The following is an 18,997-nucleotide window of genomic DNA, read 5'->3' on the forward strand; positions in this document are numbered from 1 at the left end:
GCCCGACCTCCCAGGAGACCCGCATGACCGACACCGCCCGTCCCCCGCTCCCCGAGCGCACCGCCGCCGCCCGCCTGATCGTCGTGATCCGTGGCCGTGAGGCGGACCAGTACGCCCCTGTGCTCGAGACCCTCGCGGGCGCCGGCATCCGCTCGGTCGAGCTGACGCTGTCCACGCCCGGCACACTCGAGGCGCTGCCGGAGCTGCTCGAGCGCTTCGGCGACCGGATGGACATCGGGATCGGCACCGTCACCGATCCGTCGGACCTGGCCACGGCCGTGCGGCAGGGCGCGCACTACATCGTCACCCCGATCACCCGTGCGGACCTGCTCGAGGTGGCCGCCGAGGCCGGCATCGCGATCGTGCCCGGCGGGCTGACCCCGTCCGAGCTGCACGCGGGCTGGGCCGCGGGGGCGGCGGCGGTGAAGGTGTTCCCCGCCTCGGTCGTGGGGCCCGGCTACGTGAAGGACCTGCGCGGCCCCTTCCCGGGGATCCGCGTGGTGCCCTCGGGCGGCGTGGACCTCGAGGCCGCGCAGGCCTGGCTGCGCGCCGGGGCCGACGCGGTCTCCGTCGGCGGGCCGCTGCTGGGAGATGCGCTCTCCGGCGGGAGCCTCGAGGCGCTCGCGGAGCGGGCGGCGCAGTTCGTCGCCGTGACCACGCGAGAGGCCGGGGCATGAGCGCACGCGCCCGTGTGGTGACCGTCGGCGAGACCATGGCGCTGCTGCGCAGCAGCATGATCGGCTCGCTCGCGCATCTCCCGTCGGTCGACATCTCCCTGGGCGGCGCCGAGTCGAACCTCGCCATCGGGCTGCAGCGGCTGGGGGTGCAGGCCGCCTGGATCAGCCGGGTCGGGGCCGATCCGCTGGGCACGCGGGTGGTGCGGGAGATCCGGGGCGAGGGCGTCGAGGTGCGCTGCGCGGTGGATCCCGAGCGGCCGACGGGGCTGATGCTGAAGTCCCGCCCGACGGGCACGACCACCCGTGTGGACTACTACCGCGCCGGCTCCGCGGCCTCCACCCTCTCCCCCGCGGATCTTCCCGACGGGCTGATCGAGGAGGCGGAGATCCTGCACGTCAGCGGCATCACCCCGCTGCTGTCCCCCTCCGCGCGGGAGGCCGTGCGCGTCGCCGTGGAGCGCGCGGTCGCGGCGGGCACCACGGTGAGCCTCGACGTGAACCACCGCTCCCGCCTGGGCTCCGCCGAGCATCTCGCCGAGCTGCTGGAGGACGTGCTCGAGCACGTGGACGTCCTCTTCGGCGGCACCGAGGAGCTCGCGCTGCTGGCCCCGCAGATCGACGGGAGTGACGCCCGCGCGCTCCTGGCCGCGCTCGCCCGGCCCGGCCGCGAGGTGGTCGCGAAGCTCGGCCCCGACGGCGCGGCCGCGCTCGTGGACGGGCAGCTGCACGAGGCCGCCGGGCACCGCGTGGACGTGGTCGACACGGTCGGCGCCGGGGACGCCTTCGTCGCCGGCTATCTCAGCGCGCGGCTGGACGGACAGGACGTGGCAGGCCGGCTCGAGCGCGCGAACGCCTGCGGGGCGCTGGCCTGCACCGCTCCCGGGGACTGGGAGGGGGCGCCCGACGGCGCGGCGCTGGAGGCGTTCCTGCACGGCGGGGAGGCGGATCCGGTCTCGCGGTGAGCGGGGCGGCGCGAGGACTCCACGCCGGATCCCGTGCGCCGGTCAGCGCTCGAGGGAGTGTCTCGACCTCGCCTCGACTCCTCGGATGTGCTCCTCCACAGCGCGCCGGGCGCTCTCCGGGTCGCCGGTGGCGAGCGCGCGCCGCACCGCGTCGTGTTCGGCGAGGGACACCTGGACGTCATCGACACCCTCGGGGCCGAAGAGACGGAAGCGCTGCACGTGGACGGGCAGCGAATCCAGCGCGGAGCGGAGGAACCTGTTCTCGCACGCCTGCCCGATGAGGGTGTGGAACTCGGCGCTCAGCTCCAGGTACTCGCGATAGTGCTCGTAGGCCGGCCCGACCTCCACTCGGCGCGAGCGCTCCAGGTTCTCCCGAAGGGCGTTGTCGAGCCCCTCTGCGCCTGCGGCCTGGGCGGCGATCTCCGATTCGAGGAGCAGCCGCGCATGCATGAGCTCGACGACCTCCTTGTCGGAGAGGAGTGGCGCGACCGCGTAGCCGCGCATCGGCGCCCGGACCACCAGCTGAGATCCGGCCAGTCGACCGAGGGATTCCCTGATCGGGGTCTGGCTCACGCCGAGGCGTGCCGCCAGGGCCTGGACGCGAAGCGGCGCCCCGGGGGCGAGGGACCCGTCCATGATCATCTCCAGGAGTCGATCGTGGACGGCGTCGGTCAGCGGGACTCGCGCGACTGTCTCATCCACCATGATTCTCCTCGTCTTCGGCGACAGCTGATGCTCTGCTGCGCCGGCCTGCGCCTCGGCGAAAATGCTCGAGCACGACGCCGTGGTCCTGCTCCCCTTCTCCGGACTGCACGATCTCGTCGAAGACTCCCTTCAGCATGCGCGTCAGCGGAGCGTGTGCCTCGAGCCGCTCAGCGGCATCGGAGGCGTAGACGAGATCCTTGAGCTGATTGGCGGCGCTCCCGCCCAGGCTGTAGTCGCCGTCGAGCAGCTTCTCCTTCTTCAGGGAGAGCACTGCGCTGGAGGCGAGTCCTCCCTCGAACACCTCCACGAGCAGCCTCGGGTCCACCTCTGCCCGCTCCGCCAGGGCGATGGCCTCGCCGATCGCGCTCAGCGTTCCGGCCACGACGACCTGGTTCGCGAGCTTCACCAGCGACCCGGTGCCGGGATCCCCGAAGCGGACGACAGTGCGGCCGAGCGCTCGCAGGACGGGTTCGAGCTCGACGAAGTCCCGCTCCTCGGCACCGACCATGAGGCTGAGGGTCGCCTCCCGCGCCCCGCGATCCCCGCCGGACATCGGTGCGTCGGCCACGCGGATGCCCCACGGCGCGAGGTCGGAGGCGAGCTCCTCCACCTGCGCAGGCGACGTCGTCGACATGATCACCAGGAGCGGCCGGACGCGGCTCCATGCCTCCAGGACCTCCTCGGTGAGGTTCCCGCGCAGATGGGGCACATCGGGGAGGACCGACAGGATCACGGCCGCGTCGATCCTGGCCAGCTCGTCGCGGACCTCGGCGCCCTCGTCCGCGAACGGCCGAGCGATCTCGCGGGTCCTGTTCCACACCTGGAGCGGGATCCCGGTGCGCAGCAGGTTCCGAGCGATCGGTGCGCCCATCGGACCGAGCCCGAGGACCGCTGTCGTGCTGGCCATGACATACACACCTTGTCGTCGATGGTTGCGGGAACACTCCGGCCTGATTATATATTGTGTACTATCTGGTCCGGCCAGACGTCCCACTGCGAGGAGGCAGCCCCGATGGCGCTGACGCCCTACCCGGCATCCGATTTCCCCACCACCCCCACGGCGATCGTCACCGGGGCCGCGTCCCCGCGCGGCATCGGCCGCGCGACCGCACATCGACTCGCAAAGGACGGCTGGGCCGTCGCGGTGATCGATCTCGACCAGGCGGCCAGTGAGGGCGTCGCGGCGGAGGTCGCCGATCGGCACGGCGTTCCCACCCTCGGCCTCGGGGTCGACATCAGCGACGAGAAGGCGGTGGTCGAGGCCGTCTCCCGCATCGAGGCCGAGCTGCCGCAGATCGTCGGCCTCGTGAACAACGCGGGAGTCTCCTCGCCCGTCCCGTTCCTCGAGGTCACCTCGGAGGAGTGGAAGCGGGTCATCGACATCAACGTCAACGGCACCTTCTACGTGACCCGTGCCGTCGCTCCGATCATGGTGGAGCATTCCCTCGGTCGTATCGTGAACATCGCTAGCGCCTCTGCGCAGCGGGGCGGCGGGGTGTACGGCCGTGCGGCGTACTCCGGGTCCAAGGCCGCGCTCATGGGGATCGCCAAGACCCTCGCGCGGGAGCTCGGCCCCTACGGGATCACGGCCAACACCGTCTCCCCCGGCTCGATCGACACCGACATCATGGGCGGCCGACTGACCGACGAGCGCAAGGAGTTCCTCCTGAAGGAGCTCCCTGTGGGACGAGTCGGCACCGTCGACGACGTCGCCGGTGTCATCAACTTCCTCCTCGGTCGCGAGGGCGGCTATCTCACCGGCGTGACCTACGACGTCAACGGCGGCTCCCACATCGCCTGACCGACCTCCCCATCCCACCTGGGCAGGCGCTTCTGTCCTGCCCGACAGAAAGGAACCACGATGGAGTGGATAGAAGAGACCGGCTGGGAGAGCTGGCTCGGCACCGGCGGCCTCATCGGCGTCGCAGTCGTCGCCGTCCTCCTGCTTCTGCTGATGGTGATGCACTTCAAGGTGCATGCCTTCCTGGCGCTCATCATCGTCAGCCTCCTGACCGCGCTCGCAGCCGGCATTCCCGTCGGCAACGTCGTGGACACGCTCGTCGCCGGCTTCGGCAGCACCCTCGGGAACGTCGCGCTCCTCGTGGCGATCGGAGCGATGCTCGGCGCGCTCGTGGAGACCTCAGGGGGAGCACGCGCCCTCGCCGAGAAGATGATCGACGTCTTCGGCGAGCACCGCGCTCCCTTCGCCCTCGGCGTCGCCTCGCTGTTCATCGGCTTCCCCATCTTCATGGATGCCGGTTTCGTGCTGATGATCCCGATCGTCTACGCCGTCGCGCGGCGGCTCGGGATGAACCTGATCGCCGTCGGACTTCCGGTCGCGGCAGCGCTGTCCACCATGCACGTGTTCCTGCCGCCGCACCCGGGCCCTGTCGCCGCGACGGAGTTCGTCGAGGCGAACCTCGGGTACGTGCTGCTGCTCGGCCTCCTGGTCGTGTTCCCGATCTGGTGGGTCTCCGGCCATCTCTGGGGCAAGGTCGCCGCCAGGCGCTTCTTCGTGGACGTCCCGGATGCAGTGTTCGGCGAGCTGACCGGCGAGGAGGAGGAGATCGAGAATCCCCCGGGACCGGGGACCGTGGTGTTCCTCCTGCTGCTCCCGCTCTTCCTGATCCTCCTCAACACCGGCCTGGACGCCCTGGGCACCGCCGGCGTGGTGGATGCCGAGGCCGGCTGGGTCGAGGCTCTGCGCATGCTCGGCCAGACCCCGGTGGCCCTGCTGATCGCGGTGATCGCCACGACGGCCCTGCTCGGCTTCCGCCGCGGAAAGAGCGGCACGGCGATCGAGCGGACGCTGGACAACGCGCTCGGCCCGGTCTGCTCGGTCATCCTCATCACCGGCGCGGGAGGCATGTTCGGCGGCGTGCTGCGAGCCACCGGGATCGGTGACGCGATCGCCGACTCGCTCTCGGCGCTCGGCATTCCGCTGATCCTCGCGGCCTACATCATCGCCGCGGCGATCCGCGTCGCCCAGGGATCGGCCACGGTCGCCCTGACCACAGCTGCAGCGCTGGTCGCGCCCGGAGTGCTCGCGAGCGATCTGAGTCAGCTGCAGGTGGCGTGCATCGTGCTCGCCCTGGCCGCCGGCTCCGTGCTGGCGGGACACGTCAACGATTCAGGGTTCTGGCTGGTCTCCAGGCTCCTTCGGATGGACGTGAAGACGACCCTCCGCACCTGGACCGTGCAGCAGACCATCGAGTCCCTCACCGGGTTCGTGCTGGTCCTGGTCATCTACGGGATCATCTCCCTCGTCTGACCTGCTGCGCACAGGAAGAGGCGCCTCCGCGGAAACCGCGGAGGCGCCTCTCTCTTCACCGTCGCCTACACGGCGAGATCAGTCCTGCGCGTCGACCCGCGCGAATCGCGGATGCTCGAGGACGTCGGGGTTCACGAGGTTCCTGGGACTGCGCCCGGCGAGCACATCGGCGACGCCCTCCAGGGCGCGTCGCTTGAGCTCGGTGTAGGACTGCTCCGTGTACCAAGCGGCATGGGGCGTGAGCACGACGTTGTCGAGCGCGGTGATCGGGTGCGTCGCCGGCAGCGGCTCCTGGGGGAGGTCAGAGTAGAGGTAGCACTCGGTACGACGAGGCATGGGCGGGCGCGGAGAAGACGGAGAAGCGCGCTTCGGCCGCCGCCCCGCCAGAACTCGCCCTCCTCCTCGGTGGTGGCGAGGATGTCCCGCTCGAGGAAGTCGCGGCACTGCGGCTCCATCCGGTCGAGCGTTCCCGGGCTGGAGATGAGGTAGTCAAGGAACATCAGGTGCGGTGTGCACGAGTAGTACGGCGCGACCTCGTCGTGCGAGAGGCTCGCGTAGATGGACTCGTTGTTCTCGCCGCCCTCGAGGATCCCGGACTGCATCGCCGTGCAGACCTCGCCCTGTCCCATCGGCGCGCCCGAACCGCCCATGAGTCGCAGCATCGCGATGTTCGTGTCCATCGAGGGGATGCGTCCTCGATCAGTAGACGACGTCCGGAACCGACAGCTAGTTGATGCGGTCATTGGGGATGCAACGGCTTCGCACCGGCCCGACGCAGTTGTCAGCGTGGCTCCACTGCTTTGCGTTCCACTCTTCGAAACGCTAGCTTCATTAGGCGTGACACACACGGACAGCGCGGGACCCCGTCGGCAACGACTCTCGAGGATCCAGCTCTCGACGTCGAGGCAGCGGGGGCAGCCCCGGAGAGAATGGACCCCATGACGACGACGCCCTCCCCCGGCCCTTCCCCCGTCGGCAGCGTCGACAAGGCGCTGTCCCTGCTCGAGGTCCTCGCCGAGGCGGGGCCCGAGGGGATGACCCTGCGCGACATCTCCGCCGAGAGCGGCCTGAACAAGGCCTCGGCGCACCGGCTGCTGCGCGCGCTGATGCATCGGGGCTTCGCCGAGCAGGCCGTCACGGACCAGACCTACCGCCTGGGGGCTGCGCTCCCGCTGCTCGCGAGCAGCTTCGAGCGGGAGGAGAACCTCCCCGTCCTCATGGCGCCGGCCCTCGCCGCGATCTCGCAGGAGGTCCAGGAGCTGGTGCACCTGGGCCGCCTGGACGGGCCGCACGTGCTCTACCTCGACAAGGTCGAGCCCGAGCGCGCCCTGCGGGTGTGGTCACGGGTGGGCAGCCGGGAGCCCGCGGCCCGCACCGCGATGGGCCGGGCGATCCTCACGGCCGACGGGGTCCGCGGCGCGGGCCTGGAGTCCTACGCCCGAGCCACCGAACGGGACGACGACGGCCGCGCCGTGACATCTGCCCATCTCGCGGCGGTCATCGCCGAGGCGGAGCAGCGCGGCTGGGCCTCCGAGATCGAGGAGAACGAGGCGGGGATCGCCTGCGTCGGCGTCGCGCTGGTGCGCCCCGGCGGGCGGTCGCTCGCGGTGAGCGTGACCGGACCGATCGAGCGGATGGATGCGGCGCGGCGCGAGGAGGTCGGTGCGCTCCTGCGGGAGCACGTGGCGGCGCTCGCGCCGACGGGGTTCACCGTCGCGGAGCTCGGCTGAACCCGCGTCTCACAGCCCCAGCACCACCGTCGCGATCGTGAAGTAGATGATCAGTCCCGTCGCGTCGCAGAAGGTCGAGATGAACGGGTTGGAGAACACGGCCGGGTCCGCGCCGATCCTCTTCGCGAGCAGCGGCATCAGCCCGCCGACGATCGCGGCCATGATGCAGATCGACAGCAGCGTCAGCCCCATCACGATCCCGATCGACAGGCCGTAGACGAGCCCGGAGACCACGAAGCCGAGGGATCCGAGCACCGCCCCGAGCACGGCGCCGACGCGCAGCTCCCTCCACACCACCCGCGGCAGGTCCCGCACGCGCACCTCCCCCACGGCGAGGGCGCGGGTGACCGTGGTCGCGGCCTGGTTGCCGGTGTTGCCTCCCGTGCCGGTCAGCAGCGGGATGAACAGGGCGAGCACGACCACCTGATCGAGCCGGTCCTCGAAGATCTCCAGCACCTGCACGGTGAGGATCGCGGAGATCGCCAGCACCAGCAGCCACACGATGCGCGAGCGGACCACACGCAGGATCGGGGTGGCGAGATAGGAGCGGGTCAGCGGCTCGGAGCCGCTGGTGCGGGCGGAGTCCTCGGCGTTCTCCCGCTCGATGATCTCCACCGCGTCATCGACAGTGAGCACTCCCACGAGCCGCTCCTCCGCGTCGACGATCGGCATGGCCAGCAGCTTCGCGGCGAAGAAGCGCCGGGCGGCCTCCTCCCGGTCGTCGGTCGCCAGGGCGCGGACCGCCTCGTGGGCGAGGTCGCCCACGCGCTCCTCCGGATCGGTCAGCAGCAGACGGCGCAGGCCCACCACCCCCAGCAGCACCCGGGAGGAGTCCACGACGGGCAGGAGGTACACGGTCTCCGCGTCCTCGCCGCGCTCGCGCACCTCGGCGAGCGCCTCGGCGACGGTCTGCTCGGGGCGCAGCGCGAGCACCTCCGGGGACATGTAGCGCCCGATGGCGTGGCGCGGGTAGCCGAGCACCGCGGTGGTCATCGCCCGCTCGTCGGCGTCCAGGCCGTGCATGAGGCGCTCGGCGACGGAGGCGGGCAGCTCGTCGAACAGCGAGGCGCGGTCGTCGGGGTCGAGGTCGCCGATGATCTCGGCGACCTGCGGGGTGCGCAGGGCGGAGATCAGCTCGGCCTGGTGGTCGGAGCTGAGGCCCTCGAAGACGGCGAGAGCGCGGGCCTTGTCCAGCACACGGAAGAGCAGGGCGGCCTCGGTCGCGGGGCGGGCGCCGACGAGGTAGACGAGCTCGCCGGTGGGCAGGAGCTGCGCCTCGCGGGCGAGGTGCTCGAGCTCGGCCTCGCTCTGCGGATCGGTGCGCAGGAGGTCGAGGACGGTGTCGAGAGCGGCGGTGGAGGTCACGGAGCCATTGTGTCCGAGGTGGCCGAGGGCCGGCCCCGCGCCCCCTCGAGCGCGGTGGGCGATGCGCCTAGTCGTCCCCGCGCGCGAGGCGAGACGGCCACCAGATCCTCTTGCCGATGTCGTCGGCCAGCGCCGGGACCAGGAGGGAGCGCACGACGAAGGTGTCGAGCAGCACTCCGAACGCGACGATGAAGGCGAGCTGCACGAGGAACAGGATCGGGATGACGGCGAGCGCTGAGAACGTGGCGGCCAGCACGACCCCGGCCGACGTGATCACGCCGCCGGTGATGGCGAGACCTCGCGTGATGCCGTCCCGTGTGCCGTGCGCCTTGGCCTCCTCCCTGACCCGTGTCATCAGGAAGATGTTGTAGTCGATGCCCAGCGCCACCAGGAAGACGAAGCCGTACAGCGGCACGGCCGCGTCCGCGCCCGGGAAGTCGAGGATCTGGTTGAAGACGATCGCCGAGACGCCCAGCGCCGTCGCGAAGGAGAGCACGGTCGTGAGGATCAGGAGGAAGGGAGCGAGCAGGGAGCGCAGCAGGAGCACGAGGATCACGAAGATCACTCCGAGGACCAGGGGGATGATGAGATCGCGGTCGTGGACGGCCGCGTCGTTCGTGTCGACCGCGGTGGCCGTGACCCCTCCCACGTACACCTGCTCAGAGATCTCGTGCAGCGGCCCGCGGAGCGCGCGCACGTCCTCCGCGGCCTGCTCGGAGTCCGCCGCTTCCACCAGGGTGGCCTGGATCAGCACGTCGCCCTGGGAGACCCTCGCCGCCGGGGATTCGCCGGGGACGAACGACTCGATGCCGCCGTCAGCGCTCAGGGTCGCGGTGGTGGACGAGGAGCCGTCGACCGTGATCGACACTCCATCGATCGCCTCGCTCCCGGCGAGCACCCCCGCCACCTCCTCCATGTCCTCTTCGGGCGTGAGGACGTACACCGGCGAGCCGGATCCTCCGGGGAAGTGCTCGCCGAGCGCGACCTGACCATCTCGCGCCTGGGACTCGCCGAGGACCAGGTCCGACTGCGGGACGCCGTCGGCGCGCAGCTGCGTCAGACCGGATGCACCGACGACCAGCAGCAGAGTCGTGATGATCCAGATCGGTCGGGGGTGGCGGCGCACGAAGCGTGCCACGGCGGCCCACACCCCTCGTGCGGTGGCCTGGGTGCCGGAGGCGGACAGCTCGGGATCGTAGTGCGGACGCCGCGGCCAGAACGCGACCCGCCCCAGCGCGTAGAGGACTGCCGGGAGGAACGTCAGAGCAGCCAGCATCGCGAACGCGATGCCGATCGCCGCGACCGGCCCGAGGGTGCTGTTCGACCGCAGGTCGCTCAGCAGCAGGCACAGCAGGCCGGCGATCACGGTGCCGCCGGACGCCAGCACCGGTTCGATGGTGCCGCGCAGCGCGACGCCGGTGGCGATGCGCTTGCTCCGGTTCTCCCGCAGAGCCTCGCGATATCGCGCGACGTAGAGAAGGGAGTAGTCGGTCGCCGCGCCGATGACCAGGATGAACAGGATCCCCTGCGTCTGTCCGCTGAGGAGGAGGACTCCGGCTTTGGCGAGCCACCAGATGGCGAGCAGCGCGGCGGAGAGCGCGAGGACGCTGGTCAGCAGGACCGCGACGGGGAGGATCACCGAGCGGTAGACGAGCACCAGGATGACCAGCACCGCCGCGAGTGCGACCAGCAGCAGCACGCCGTCGATCCCGGCGAACGCCTCGCTCAGCTCGGCGGAGAATCCGGCAGGGCCGGTGATGTGGAGGCGAACCCCCTCCGGCATGCCCTCCGTGGCCGCGTCCTCGACCTCCGCGAGCACCTCGCCGGTCTCGGCATCCGGGTCCAGCGGCAGGATCGCCTGGACGGCGAGCCCGTCCTCGGAGGGTATGGCCGGTGAGCCGCCCTCCAGCACCCCGTCGACGCCGGCGGCCCGGTCGAGGCTCTCCTGCAGCTCGCCGAGCGCGCTCTTCGACAGCTTCTCGTCCGAGGTGAAGACGAGGATCGCGGGCAGGGAGTCGCTGTCCTGGAACTCATCGAGCCGGCTCTGGACGACCGTGGCATCGGCCGATTCCGGCAGGAAGGTCGTCTGATCGTTCGAGGAGACCTCCTCGACCCGGCCGAAGTAGGGCCCGCCCACCGCGGCCGCGGCAAGCCAGGCGACGATCAGCGCGGCCGGTACGAGAACCCGCAGCCAGCGGGCGAGAGAGCGAGGCACAGGGGGTCTCCTGGAACTGGTTAGCTGAGGAAGTTATTCGCTCAGCATACATATTCTCTGGTGTACGGTTTACGGATGGACGATCGGGAGGACGGCGAGGGGGCGAGCGGCGGCGCCGAGGGCGACGGGTCGCATCGCTGGCTGTACGACCTCGACGCGACCGATCCGCTGTCCGAGCTGATCTCCCGCGACCACGTGAGCCGTGAGGACATCGTCCAGATCGGTCGCCTGATGGGTGCGATGGCGGATCTGCGCCGGGCCGAGGAGGCACTGTCCCTCGCCGGCCGCGAGTACATGCGGCTCGGGACGACCGACATGAAGGCGATCCAGTTCCTGATCGTCTCCGCGAACAAGGGCGAGGCGCCCACGGCGAGCACCCTCTCCGCGCACCTGGGGATATCGAACGCCTCGGTGACGAAGCTGCTCGACCGTCTCGAGCGCGGTGGCCACATCGAACGTCTGGCGCACCCGACCGACCGCAGGTCTCGCACCATTCGACTCTCCGAGCAGACGAAGGCCGCGGCCATGGCGTCGATGGGCAGGGCTCAGGCGCAACGATTCCACGCGGCGGCGAGCCTGACCGCCGACGAGCGCGAGGTCGTGACCAGATTCCTCCAGCACACCGCCGAGGACCTCCGTGACGCCCTGGGGCGCTTCTTCTGATCGATGTCCCGACGATCGCGGGCGCCGACGCCCAGCGATCGTGGTGACCGCGCTCGCGGCCGGGGCGCTGATCGCGCTCGACCGGAGCCTCCTCCGGCTCCTGCGAGCGCGGGGCGCCTCAGCCGGCGAGCGCGGCGTACTCGGGGGCTCGGCTCATGTACTCCGCGTCCCACACATCCATACCCAGGATCCGGGTGCCGGTGACGGCGCCGACGAGCCGGTCGAGGTACCACTCCCAGCCGGGCCCGATGTGCTCGACCATGTCGGCGGGCACGTCGTGGTGGCGCAGCGCGAGATGGGTGAGATCGCCCGCGGCGCCGCCGGCCCCGTCGGAGCCGCCCTCGAGCTCGAGCGAGAGCTTCCAGACCTGGTCCCCGAGTGCGGAGCTGACGGTGAGCAGGCGCTCGCGCTCGCAGGCGTGGATGCTCCACGGGGAGGTGGAGGGCTCGCCGGGCTCGGCGGTCATGGTCACCTCGACGACGCCGCTCGCGGGATCGCCGGAATAGGGCCCGTACCAGGTGGCGAGGTGGTCCGGGTCGGTGAGGTGCTGCCAGATCCGCGTCCGCGAGGCGGGGACGGTGCGGCGCAGCACGAGGTCGCCGCCGTCGAGTCGTCCGGTGATGCTCATGTGCTCTCCCGAGGTCGGTCGCGGCCGGGCCGGCGCGGTGGCGGCACCACAGTAGCCCGGGGACGGAGCGGGGTAGATCCCCGCGCGGCGACGAGCACGCCCGTCGACCTGTCGGCTCATACGGCGGGGCCCTGCCGAGCCTATGGTCAGGCGTTTTCCCTGCCCAGGGGGTCCACGCCCTGGCCGTCCGGAGTGGCTGCGCACGGCGAGCACGCCCACGATGACGTGGCCGAGACGTCAGGCGATGGTGGTGAACGGGGCGGGGTCGGGCTCGGGGAACTCGAAGTCGATGACCTTCTCCCCGGACCCGCCCTGGATCGAGGTTGGCGCCGTGCCGCCCTCAGGTGCGCGGGGATGGACGGCCCAGGTGTCGCCGTCGCCGATCGGGTCGTAGAAGTCCTCCTCGTCGGTGAGCCCCTCGAGCCGCGGGCGCACCTGCTCGCGCATGTGGAACTCGATCTGGTCGACGAGGAGGGTGGGCAGGTCGCCGTCGCGTCCGCGGGGCGCGGCGCCGTCGGGCGTGGGTGCAGTCTCGTCGTGGAACCTGGCAATGCTCCTTCGGGAGTCGTGGCGGTCTGGTCCGGTGTGGTCGGTCTGGCCTGGTCGGCCGGGGAGCGGGTCCGGGGACGGGCTCACCACCCGGCCGGCGGCCACTCCTGGCCGGCGGCGAGCGCGTTGAGCTCGTAGGCGCCCTTCCCGTCGATGCTCTCGCGCAGGATGTCGGCGTGGCCGGCGTGCCGGGCGTTCTCCTCGATCTGGTGCAGGGCGTACCAGCGCAGGCTCCAGCGGGTGCGGCCCTCGAACCAGGGCGCGTCGGGGACGGGCGCGAGCATGTCGAGGTCGGCGGCGCGGATCGCGGCGGCGAGCTCCTCCCCCACCTGGTGCAGCTGCGCGATGAGGGACTTGGGGGTGTCCTCGGGGCGCAGGGCGTCGGGGGCGAGCCCACCCTCGGCCTGCAGCTGCTCCGGGGTGCGCTCGGGGTCGGCGCCCGGTCCGGGGGCGGCGGCGATGGACAGCGCCGCGCCGCCCGCGATGAACAGCACGTGGCGGGCGAGCGCGCCGAGGCTCATCCCGGAGGCGCTCGGGACTAGGGCGAGCTGCTCCTGGTCGAGCCCGTGCAGGGCGGTGGCGACCTGCTCGATCTGCTGCTGGGCGAAGGTGGCGAGGCTGTCGTGCTCGCCGGTGGCCTCGGGGGTCAGGAAAGGCATGGGGTGCTCCTCGGTGGGTGCGGATGCTGACAGGACCCACCCTCCGCACCGGTGCGGACAGGTCCTGTCCGCGAAGCGGGGCAGACTGTGCATCACCAGGACCGCGCACCGGTCGCGGCGAGGAGAGGAGGCACTTTGAGCGACGTGACCACGAGGGCGCTGCGTCTGCTGGCGCTGCTGCAGTCCCGCTCGGTGTGGACCGGGCCCGAGCTGGCCGACGAGATGGGCGTGACCACGCGGACCGTCCGCCGGGACGTGGATCGGCTGCGGCAGATGGGCTATCCGGTGCTGACCTCGGCCGGGCACGGCGGCGGCTACCAGCTCGGCGCGGGCCGGGCCCTGCCGCCGCTGCTGCTGAGCTCCCCGGAGGCGGTCGCGGTCGCCGTCGGCCTGCGGCTCGCCGCCTCGTCCGGCCTCGAGGGGCTTGACGAGGAGGCGCTGCGGGCGCTGGCGGCGCTGGACCGGATCCTGCCGGCGTCCGTGCGCGCGGAGGTCGGCGCGGTCTCCGAGGCGATGGGCGTGATCTCCCGTCACGCTCCCGGCGCCCGCTCGGAGGTGCTGCTGTCCCTGGTCACCGCGGTGCGGGACGGGGTGCGGGTGCGGGTGGACTACGAACGGGCCGACGGCGAGCGGTTCGAGCGGCGGCTCGAGCCGCGCCGGGTGCTGTCGATGGAGGGGCGCTGGTACCTCTTCGCCTGGGACCTGGAGCGGGAGGACTGGCGCACCTTCCGCCTGGACCGCATGCACGAGGTGAGCGCCTCGACCCTGCCGATCACCGACCGCCCCGTCCCGGACATCGAGGCCGCGGTGCGGGAGTCGATCACCCTCAGCGCCTATCCCACCGCCTGCACCGTGCGGATCCTGGCCCCGTACGACGAGATCGCACCCCACATCCCGGCACGCTCCGGCACGCTCGAGGCCGACGGGGAGGGATCCTGCGTGCTCCGCGCCGGCGCCGACGAGCTGACCTGGGTGGCGCTGCACCTGGCCCGGGTCGGCGCGCCGGTGGAGGTCATCGACCCGCCCGAGCTGCTGGAGGAGATCCGGCGGCTCGGCCGCTGGGCGGCGTCGGCCGGGCCGGGGTCGACCAGGCCGGCGCCCGAGCGGTAGGACCCCTGTGTCCTGCGGCGTGCGCGCTCTATCCTGGCAGTGATCCCCGGGGGCGGGCAGCGGATCGCTCCTCCCCGAGGGAGCGGACCCTCCGAACGGACTCGATGCGCCATGACCCCGCGCCGCTCCTCGCCGTCCCCCGCCGCGTCCCGACGTCCGGCCGCGCCCCGGCGCCTCGCCGCCAGGCACCCTGCCGCCGCCGAGCGCGCCCTCGCGCTGAGCGGTGCGCTGCTGCTGGGGGCCGTGCTCACGGGGTGCCTCGCGGGGCCTGCGGCCCCGGAGGCGACCGAGTCCACGTCCGCCCCGGCGACGATCGCCGTCCGCCAGGACGCGCCCCAGGAAGTGCCGCTCGCCCCCGACCCGTCCCCGACGACCCCGTCGGCCGGACAGCATGAGGACCCCGCCGTGAGCGGGAGGACCTCCGCAGAGGACCCGCCGCTGACCCGCACCCGGGTGGCCGGGATCTGGCCTGACGAGGACTGGGAGATCGTCGACCTTCCCGGGAACGCCTGCGCGGGAAGTCTGCCAGAGGCGACCGACTGGGCCATCGGCGAGGACTACTTCCGTTGCGGCAGCGCGGACAAGCGCCTGCTGGTCTGCCGCGCCGTCGAGGGAGGGCAGGTCGGCGAGGCGCTGTGCGTGCGCGATCCGCTCACCCGCTCCGCGGCCCGGATCCGCTCCTCGATGCTCGTCGGCTTCACCTCTCACGCCTCGGAGATGCCGAACCCGCTGGTCGTGGTGCTGGCCGACGGGACGCAGTGCGGAGCCGTGCCGCGCGACGACCTCGAGCACCACGCGGGCCGGCAGTCCTGGCTCCACTGCGGCGCGGACTCGGCGCTGCTGCTGGACCAGACCACCGCGACCCTCTACTTCGACCGCGAGGAGCCGGTGTGGACGGCCGAGCTCGAGGAGCACGGCGGGGAGCCGCGACGGGTCGAGGTGCGGGAGGTGCTCTTCGCCGCGAGCGACGAGGACCTGCGAGAGTGGGGCTTCACCGCCGGCCTGACGGCCGATGAGATCCCGTGAGGGCCGGGGCCTCCGCGAACAACCGGACCCTGGTCAGGGGATGAGCAGGCCGATCGCGGCGAGGACCGTCAGGCCCAGCACCAGCTTGTCGAAGACCGACTGGGAGATGCGGCGGGCGACCTTCGCGCCAGCGAAGGCGGCCAGCAGCACGACCGGCACGAGCAACGCGTCCATCGCGAGGGTCTCGGCGGTGAACAGGCCCAGCCCTGCGGAGAAGGGCAGCTTGAACAGGTTGATCACGGCGAAGAACCACGCCGAGGTGCCCAGGAAGGTCAGCACCGGCATCCGCATCATCAGCAGGTACAGCGACATGACGGGCCCGGCGGCGTTGGCGACCATGGTGGTGAAGCCGCCGAGCAGGCCGTAGCCGATGCCCTGTGCGGTCGCGGCGGCGCCCTTGCGGCTGCCGCGCTCGGACTCGGCGCGGGTCGCAGGCGGAGTGTCGGAGGCCTCGGCCTGTGCGGCGGTGCGCCGGGCGGCCTGAGCGCGGCGGACGAGGGTGAGGGTGACCAGCGCCAGCAGGATCACGCCGATGGTGACGCGCACGGTCACGTCGTCGACCGCAGCGAAGAAGAACACCCCGATGATCACGCCGACCATGGCGCTGGGCAGGAGGCGCACGAGGGTGCGCCAGTCCGGTTCGCGCCGGTACACCCACAGCGCCGTCATGTCGCCGAGGATCAGCAGCAGCAGGAGCGCGGCGGTCGACTCCTTCGCGGGCATGGCCAGCGCGAACGCGCCCGCGGCGAGGGTCGCTGCGCCGGGCAGCGCGGTCTTGGAGAAGCCGACGATCAGCGCGCCGAGCACCACCAGCAGCCAGGAGGTGGTGCTGAGATCGGGGAGCAGGGCGGCGAGGTCGGACACGAAGAGCGAACCTACCAGCGGGCGAGTCTGCGGTGCGCGCGGTGTCCGGAGCCGTCATCCACAGTCCTGCGGAAAGAGATCTTCATCCAGGAGATCCTCGAGATGTCCCGGAGCGTGCCGGCGCCGCCCGCCATCCCTGCCGGCCGTGCGGGGCTCCTCGGAAGGGCACGAGACGATGCGCGGGCTTCACCCGATCCAGTCGGCGCGGACCTCTCCCCCGTCGGCCCCGACCGCGGCGCGCAGCGCGCCGACGACCAGCGCCATCGCGCAGGCGCCGGGGTCCATGACGCCCTTGGCGCTGTCGCCGACGTAGCTGGCGCGGCCGCGGCGGGCGGTGAGCTCAGCGGTGCCCTTCGCGGCGTCGATCGCGGCCTTCTCGGCGGCGCCGAGCGCGTGCGCGGCATCGGCCCCGGAGCCGGCGGCCTCGCGGAGCGCGGCGACGGCGGGGGCGAGGGCGTCGACCATGGTGCGGTCCCCCACCTCGGCCTCGCCGTACTTCTGGATCACGGCCTGGCCGGCGGCGAGCGCCTCGGCGAGCGCGGCGAGGTCCGGGACCTCGCCGTCGTCGGCGGCCTTGGCGAGGTCGCGGTAGAACATGCCGAACAGGGGGCCGGAGGTGCCGCCCACGCCGAGCCAGGCGCGGGACATGGCGGTGACCCAGCCGCGGTAGTCGGCGGGCTCGCCGCCCTCGAGCTCGCGGCCGAGGTTCTTCATGGCGGTGCGGACGTTGTCGCCGAAGTCGCCGTCACCGGCGCGGCGGTCGAGGTCGCCGAGCGCTGGCGCGGCGTCCTCGAGGGTCTCGCGAAGGGTCGTGACGACGAGGCGGCCGAGGTCTTCGGGCAGGGCGTGGTCGGTCATCGGAGTGCTCCTCACCAGGTCAGGGCAGGGGTCTGGACGGGCGCGTCCCAGAGGCGGCGCAGCTCGTCGTCCAGCGGCATCAGCGTCAGCGAGATGCCGTGCATGTCGAGGCTGGTCACGTAGGAGCCGACGAGGCTGCGGCCAACAGCGAGGCCGGCGTCGCCCAGGCGGTGGTGGAGGCGGCGGGCGACGAGGTTCAGCTCGAGCGGGTAGGTGCCCCCGAGGCCATTGACGATGGCGAGCACCTCAGTGCCGCGCTCCAGGCCGAGCTCCTCGAGCAGTGGGTCCAGGAGCAGGTCGGTGAGGCCGTCGGCCGTGGTGAAGGGGACGCGCTGGGCGGCGCGCTCACCGTGGATGCCGACGCCGAGCTCGACCTCGTCGTCGCCGAGTGTGAACTGCGGCTCGTCGTCGCCGGGGTGGGTGCCGGCGGTCAGCGCGAGGCTCATGGTGCGGGCGGAGGCGGCGACGCGTCGGCCTACCTCGGCGACCGCGGCGAGGTCCTGGCCCTCCTCGGCGGCGGCTCCGCACACCTTCTCGACGATCACGGTGGCGGCGGTGCCGCGGCGGCCCGGGCCTCCCCCGTCCGCCGTGTCGGTGGCGAGGTCGTCGTCCACCAGCACGATCTCGGTCTCGACCTGGTCGTCGCCGCTGATCTCGCCGGCGATGCGGAAGTTCAGCACGTCGCCGGTGTAGTTCTTGACGATCTGGACGACGCCGCGGCCCGAGTCCGCGGCCTTGGTCGCCTCGAGGACCTGCAGCGCGGTCGGGCTCGCGAAGACGGCACCGGCGACCGCGACGTCGAGCATGCCCTTCCCGACGAAGCCGGCGTGCAGCGGTTCGTGGCCGGAGCCGCCGCCGGAGACGAGGCCGACCTTGCCCGTGGCGGGCTCGGCACGTCGGACGAAGCGGTGCTCGGCGTCGAGGGCGAGACGGCCCGGATGGCTCAGGACGAAGCCCTCCAGCGCCTCGGGGACGAGCTGGTCGGGGTCGTTGACGATGCTGCGTCGCATGAGGGTCCTTCCCGCGGGCGGATGCTCCGTCCCGACTCTAGCCCGCGACGCTCCTTGCCGCGCCGTGCCCGGTACGCTCGGTCGGAGGGACACGTCGGCGGGGGCCGACGGGTGAGGACGAGGGGGGGACCATGGACGGGGTGCGCCTGGGCTTCGGCGTGTTCGCGACGCTCTTCGCGCTGGTCGTGCTGCTGCTGGTGCTGGTGGCGCTGTGGATGATGTTCTCGGCCGTGCGGGACCTGCTGCGGGCGCGGCGTCTGGCCTCGAGCGGCATCCGGACCGAGGGGCGGGTGATCTCCTCGCACGTGCACTACAGCGGCACCCGGGAGGACCGCTCCAGCCGCGTCGTCGAGACGATCGAGTTCACCACCGATCGCGGGCAGACGGTCCGGGCGAATCCGGTGGTCACGGACGCCGGGACCGTGGACCGCAGCGGCATGAGCGTGACCGTGCTCCACGACCGCGACCGGCCCGAGCGCTTCATCGCCCCGCAGAACGGGCGCGGCATCTCCGCAAGGGGCCCGGTGATGCGGATCGGCTTCGCCCTGGTGTTCCTGGCCGTCATCGGGATCATCGTGAACGGCGGCTGGATGATCCTCGGCCAGCTCCCCTTCTTCTGAGGCGGTGCCGGCTGGGGCGGCACCTGCAGAAAGGGGACTCCAGCGCCACGGCACGGCGCTGAGCTCCGCCGTGTGCCGCAGGAGT

General features: G+C 72.0%; 20 protein-coding genes and 1 pseudogene. 9 read left to right on the forward strand and 12 right to left on the reverse strand.

Features of this window, described 5'->3' with window-relative positions; genetic code table 11:
* Positions 1-23 precede the first annotated feature (23 nt).
* Both RBL05_RS09665 and RBL05_RS09670 read left to right on the forward strand, forming a co-directional pair.
* Entirely contained in the window at positions 24-677 is a 654-nt protein-coding gene (locus tag RBL05_RS09665; protein WP_308739683.1) for a bifunctional 4-hydroxy-2-oxoglutarate aldolase/2-dehydro-3-deoxy-phosphogluconate aldolase, read from the forward strand.
* Positions 674-1,639, forward strand: a complete 966-nt coding sequence (locus tag RBL05_RS09670; RefSeq protein ID WP_308739682.1) for a sugar kinase — start codon at positions 674-676, stop codon at positions 1,637-1,639. The genes RBL05_RS09665 and RBL05_RS09670 overlap by 4 nt, the downstream gene beginning before the upstream one ends.
* 42 nt (positions 1,640-1,681) lie before the next feature.
* On the opposite strand, the gene RBL05_RS09675 is transcribed toward RBL05_RS09670, so the two are convergent.
* Entirely contained in the window at positions 1,682-2,344 is a 663-nt protein-coding gene (locus RBL05_RS09675; RefSeq protein WP_308739681.1) for a GntR family transcriptional regulator, read from the reverse strand.
* The gene (locus tag RBL05_RS09680) at positions 2,334-3,251 is read right to left on the reverse strand and encodes an NAD(P)-dependent oxidoreductase (protein ID WP_308739680.1); all 918 of its coding nucleotides are present in this window, start codon (positions 3,249-3,251) and stop codon (positions 2,334-2,336) included. Before RBL05_RS09680 ends, RBL05_RS09675 begins: the two co-directional genes overlap by 11 nt.
* 105 nt (positions 3,252-3,356) lie before the next feature.
* Between RBL05_RS09680 and RBL05_RS09685 the strand changes: the two genes are divergently transcribed.
* Positions 3,357-4,145: an SDR family NAD(P)-dependent oxidoreductase gene (locus tag RBL05_RS09685; protein WP_308739679.1), complete on the forward strand. Its 789-nt coding sequence runs from the start codon at positions 3,357-3,359 to the stop codon at positions 4,143-4,145.
* Between the two features lie 60 nt (positions 4,146-4,205).
* Positions 4,206-5,615 carry a GntP family permease gene (locus RBL05_RS09690; protein ID WP_308739678.1) on the forward strand — a complete coding sequence of 470 codons (1,410 nt, stop codon included), beginning with the start codon at positions 4,206-4,208 and terminating at the stop codon, positions 5,613-5,615.
* Positions 5,616-5,693: 78 nt separating this feature from the next.
* On the opposite strand, the gene RBL05_RS09695 is transcribed toward RBL05_RS09690, so the two are convergent.
* Together RBL05_RS09695 and RBL05_RS16935 are read right to left on the reverse strand one after the other, a co-directional pair.
* Complete coding sequence (locus RBL05_RS09695) at positions 5,694-5,951, reverse strand: hypothetical protein (protein ID WP_308739677.1); 258 nt, start codon at positions 5,949-5,951, stop codon at positions 5,694-5,696.
* A gap of 113 nt (positions 5,952-6,064) precedes the next feature.
* A pseudogene (locus RBL05_RS16935) lies at positions 6,065-6,358 on the reverse strand (hypothetical protein); the annotation flags it as partial.
* Positions 6,359-6,553: 195 nt separating this feature from the next.
* Here RBL05_RS16935 and RBL05_RS09700 point away from each other — a divergent pair.
* Positions 6,554-7,345, forward strand: coding sequence for an IclR family transcriptional regulator (locus RBL05_RS09700; protein ID WP_308739676.1), 792 nt, complete (start codon positions 6,554-6,556; stop codon positions 7,343-7,345).
* Positions 7,346-7,354: 9 nt separating this feature from the next.
* Here the strand turns inward: RBL05_RS09700 and mgtE are convergent, their stop codons facing one another.
* On the reverse strand, positions 7,355-8,710 hold the full coding sequence (gene mgtE / locus RBL05_RS09705) for a magnesium transporter (protein WP_308739675.1): 1,356 nt from the start codon (positions 8,708-8,710) through the stop codon (positions 7,355-7,357).
* Between the two features lie 67 nt (positions 8,711-8,777).
* Positions 8,778-10,925 carry an MMPL family transporter gene (locus RBL05_RS09710; RefSeq protein WP_308739674.1) on the reverse strand — a complete coding sequence of 716 codons (2,148 nt, stop codon included), beginning with the start codon at positions 10,923-10,925 and terminating at the stop codon, positions 8,778-8,780.
* A gap of 75 nt (positions 10,926-11,000) precedes the next feature.
* Between RBL05_RS09710 and RBL05_RS09715 the strand changes: the two genes are divergently transcribed.
* The gene (locus RBL05_RS09715; protein WP_308739673.1) at positions 11,001-11,588 is read left to right on the forward strand and encodes a MarR family winged helix-turn-helix transcriptional regulator; all 588 of its coding nucleotides are present in this window, start codon (positions 11,001-11,003) and stop codon (positions 11,586-11,588) included.
* A 118-nt stretch (positions 11,589-11,706) separates the two neighbouring features.
* Here RBL05_RS09715 and RBL05_RS09720 read toward each other — a convergent pair whose 3' ends face one another.
* The 3 genes from RBL05_RS09720 to RBL05_RS09730 form a co-directional block, all read right to left on the reverse strand.
* Positions 11,707-12,216 (reverse strand): SRPBCC domain-containing protein, encoded by a 510-nt coding sequence (locus RBL05_RS09720; RefSeq protein ID WP_308739672.1) that lies wholly within the window; start codon positions 12,214-12,216, stop codon positions 11,707-11,709.
* 237 nt (positions 12,217-12,453) lie between these two features.
* Positions 12,454-12,855, reverse strand: coding sequence for a hypothetical protein (locus RBL05_RS09725; RefSeq protein ID WP_308739671.1), 402 nt, complete (start codon positions 12,853-12,855; stop codon positions 12,454-12,456).
* Positions 12,849-13,424, reverse strand: a complete 576-nt coding sequence (locus tag RBL05_RS09730) for a DUF664 domain-containing protein (RefSeq protein ID WP_308739670.1) — start codon at positions 13,422-13,424, stop codon at positions 12,849-12,851. Before RBL05_RS09730 ends, RBL05_RS09725 begins: the two co-directional genes overlap by 7 nt.
* Before the next feature lie 135 nt (positions 13,425-13,559).
* Between RBL05_RS09730 and RBL05_RS09735 the strand changes: the two genes are divergently transcribed.
* The gene (locus RBL05_RS09735; protein ID WP_308739669.1) at positions 13,560-14,534 is read left to right on the forward strand and encodes a YafY family protein; all 975 of its coding nucleotides are present in this window, start codon (positions 13,560-13,562) and stop codon (positions 14,532-14,534) included.
* A gap of 111 nt (positions 14,535-14,645) precedes the next feature.
* On the forward strand, positions 14,646-15,560 hold the full coding sequence (locus RBL05_RS09740) for a hypothetical protein (protein ID WP_308739668.1): 915 nt from the start codon (positions 14,646-14,648) through the stop codon (positions 15,558-15,560).
* Positions 15,561-15,593: 33 nt separating this feature from the next.
* Here RBL05_RS09740 and RBL05_RS09745 read toward each other — a convergent pair whose 3' ends face one another.
* From RBL05_RS09745 to RBL05_RS09755, 3 genes are all read right to left on the reverse strand, one after another.
* Positions 15,594-16,424 carry a sulfite exporter TauE/SafE family protein gene (locus RBL05_RS09745; RefSeq protein WP_308739667.1) on the reverse strand — a complete coding sequence of 277 codons (831 nt, stop codon included), beginning with the start codon at positions 16,422-16,424 and terminating at the stop codon, positions 15,594-15,596.
* A gap of 186 nt (positions 16,425-16,610) precedes the next feature.
* Entirely contained in the window at positions 16,611-17,282 is a 672-nt protein-coding gene (locus tag RBL05_RS09750; RefSeq protein WP_308739666.1) for a DAK2 domain-containing protein, read from the reverse strand.
* A gap of 11 nt (positions 17,283-17,293) precedes the next feature.
* Positions 17,294-18,292 (reverse strand): dihydroxyacetone kinase subunit DhaK, encoded by a 999-nt coding sequence (locus RBL05_RS09755; protein WP_308739665.1) that lies wholly within the window; start codon positions 18,290-18,292, stop codon positions 17,294-17,296.
* Positions 18,293-18,423: 131 nt separating this feature from the next.
* Between RBL05_RS09755 and RBL05_RS09760 the strand changes: the two genes are divergently transcribed.
* Positions 18,424-18,912, forward strand: a complete 489-nt coding sequence (locus RBL05_RS09760) for a DUF3592 domain-containing protein (protein ID WP_308739664.1) — start codon at positions 18,424-18,426, stop codon at positions 18,910-18,912.
* Positions 18,913-18,997 lie beyond the last annotated feature (85 nt).

The organism is Brachybacterium sp. GU-2, assembly GCF_030866705.2.
GTDB classification, from domain to species: Bacteria; Actinomycetota; Actinomycetes; order Actinomycetales; family Dermabacteraceae; genus Brachybacterium; species Brachybacterium conglomeratum.

What these genes read in the sequence shown, in the direction of transcription:
- RBL05_RS09665 (WP_308739683.1), top strand. Translation starts at nt 24, where the DNA reads ATGACCGACACCGCCCGTCCCCCGCTCCCCGAGCGCACCGCCGCCGCC.
- RBL05_RS09670 (WP_308739682.1), top strand. Translation starts at nt 674, where the DNA reads ATGAGCGCACGCGCCCGTGTGGTGACCGTCGGCGAGACCATGGCGCTG.
- RBL05_RS09675 (WP_308739681.1), bottom strand. Translation starts at nt 2,344, where the DNA reads ATGGTGGATGAGACAGTCGCGCGAGTCCCGCTGACCGACGCCGTCCAC.
- RBL05_RS09680 (WP_308739680.1), bottom strand. Translation starts at nt 3,251, where the DNA reads ATGGCCAGCACGACAGCGGTCCTCGGGCTCGGTCCGATGGGCGCACCG.
- RBL05_RS09685 (WP_308739679.1), top strand. Translation starts at nt 3,357, where the DNA reads ATGGCGCTGACGCCCTACCCGGCATCCGATTTCCCCACCACCCCCACG.
- RBL05_RS09690 (WP_308739678.1), top strand. Translation starts at nt 4,206, where the DNA reads ATGGAGTGGATAGAAGAGACCGGCTGGGAGAGCTGGCTCGGCACCGGC.
- RBL05_RS09695 (WP_308739677.1), bottom strand. Translation starts at nt 5,951, where the DNA reads ATGCCTCGTCGTACCGAGTGCTACCTCTACTCTGACCTCCCCCAGGAG.
- RBL05_RS09700 (WP_308739676.1), top strand. Translation starts at nt 6,554, where the DNA reads ATGACGACGACGCCCTCCCCCGGCCCTTCCCCCGTCGGCAGCGTCGAC.
- RBL05_RS09715 (WP_308739673.1), top strand. Translation starts at nt 11,001, where the DNA reads ATGGACGATCGGGAGGACGGCGAGGGGGCGAGCGGCGGCGCCGAGGGC.
- RBL05_RS09720 (WP_308739672.1), bottom strand. Translation starts at nt 12,216, where the DNA reads ATGAGCATCACCGGACGACTCGACGGCGGCGACCTCGTGCTGCGCCGC.
- RBL05_RS09730 (WP_308739670.1), bottom strand. Translation starts at nt 13,424, where the DNA reads ATGCCTTTCCTGACCCCCGAGGCCACCGGCGAGCACGACAGCCTCGCC.
- RBL05_RS09740 (WP_308739668.1), top strand. Translation starts at nt 14,646, where the DNA reads ATGACCCCGCGCCGCTCCTCGCCGTCCCCCGCCGCGTCCCGACGTCCG.
- RBL05_RS09750 (WP_308739666.1), bottom strand. Translation starts at nt 17,282, where the DNA reads ATGACCGACCACGCCCTGCCCGAAGACCTCGGCCGCCTCGTCGTCACG.
- RBL05_RS09755 (WP_308739665.1), bottom strand. Translation starts at nt 18,292, where the DNA reads ATGCGACGCAGCATCGTCAACGACCCCGACCAGCTCGTCCCCGAGGCG.
- RBL05_RS09760 (WP_308739664.1), top strand. Translation starts at nt 18,424, where the DNA reads ATGGACGGGGTGCGCCTGGGCTTCGGCGTGTTCGCGACGCTCTTCGCG.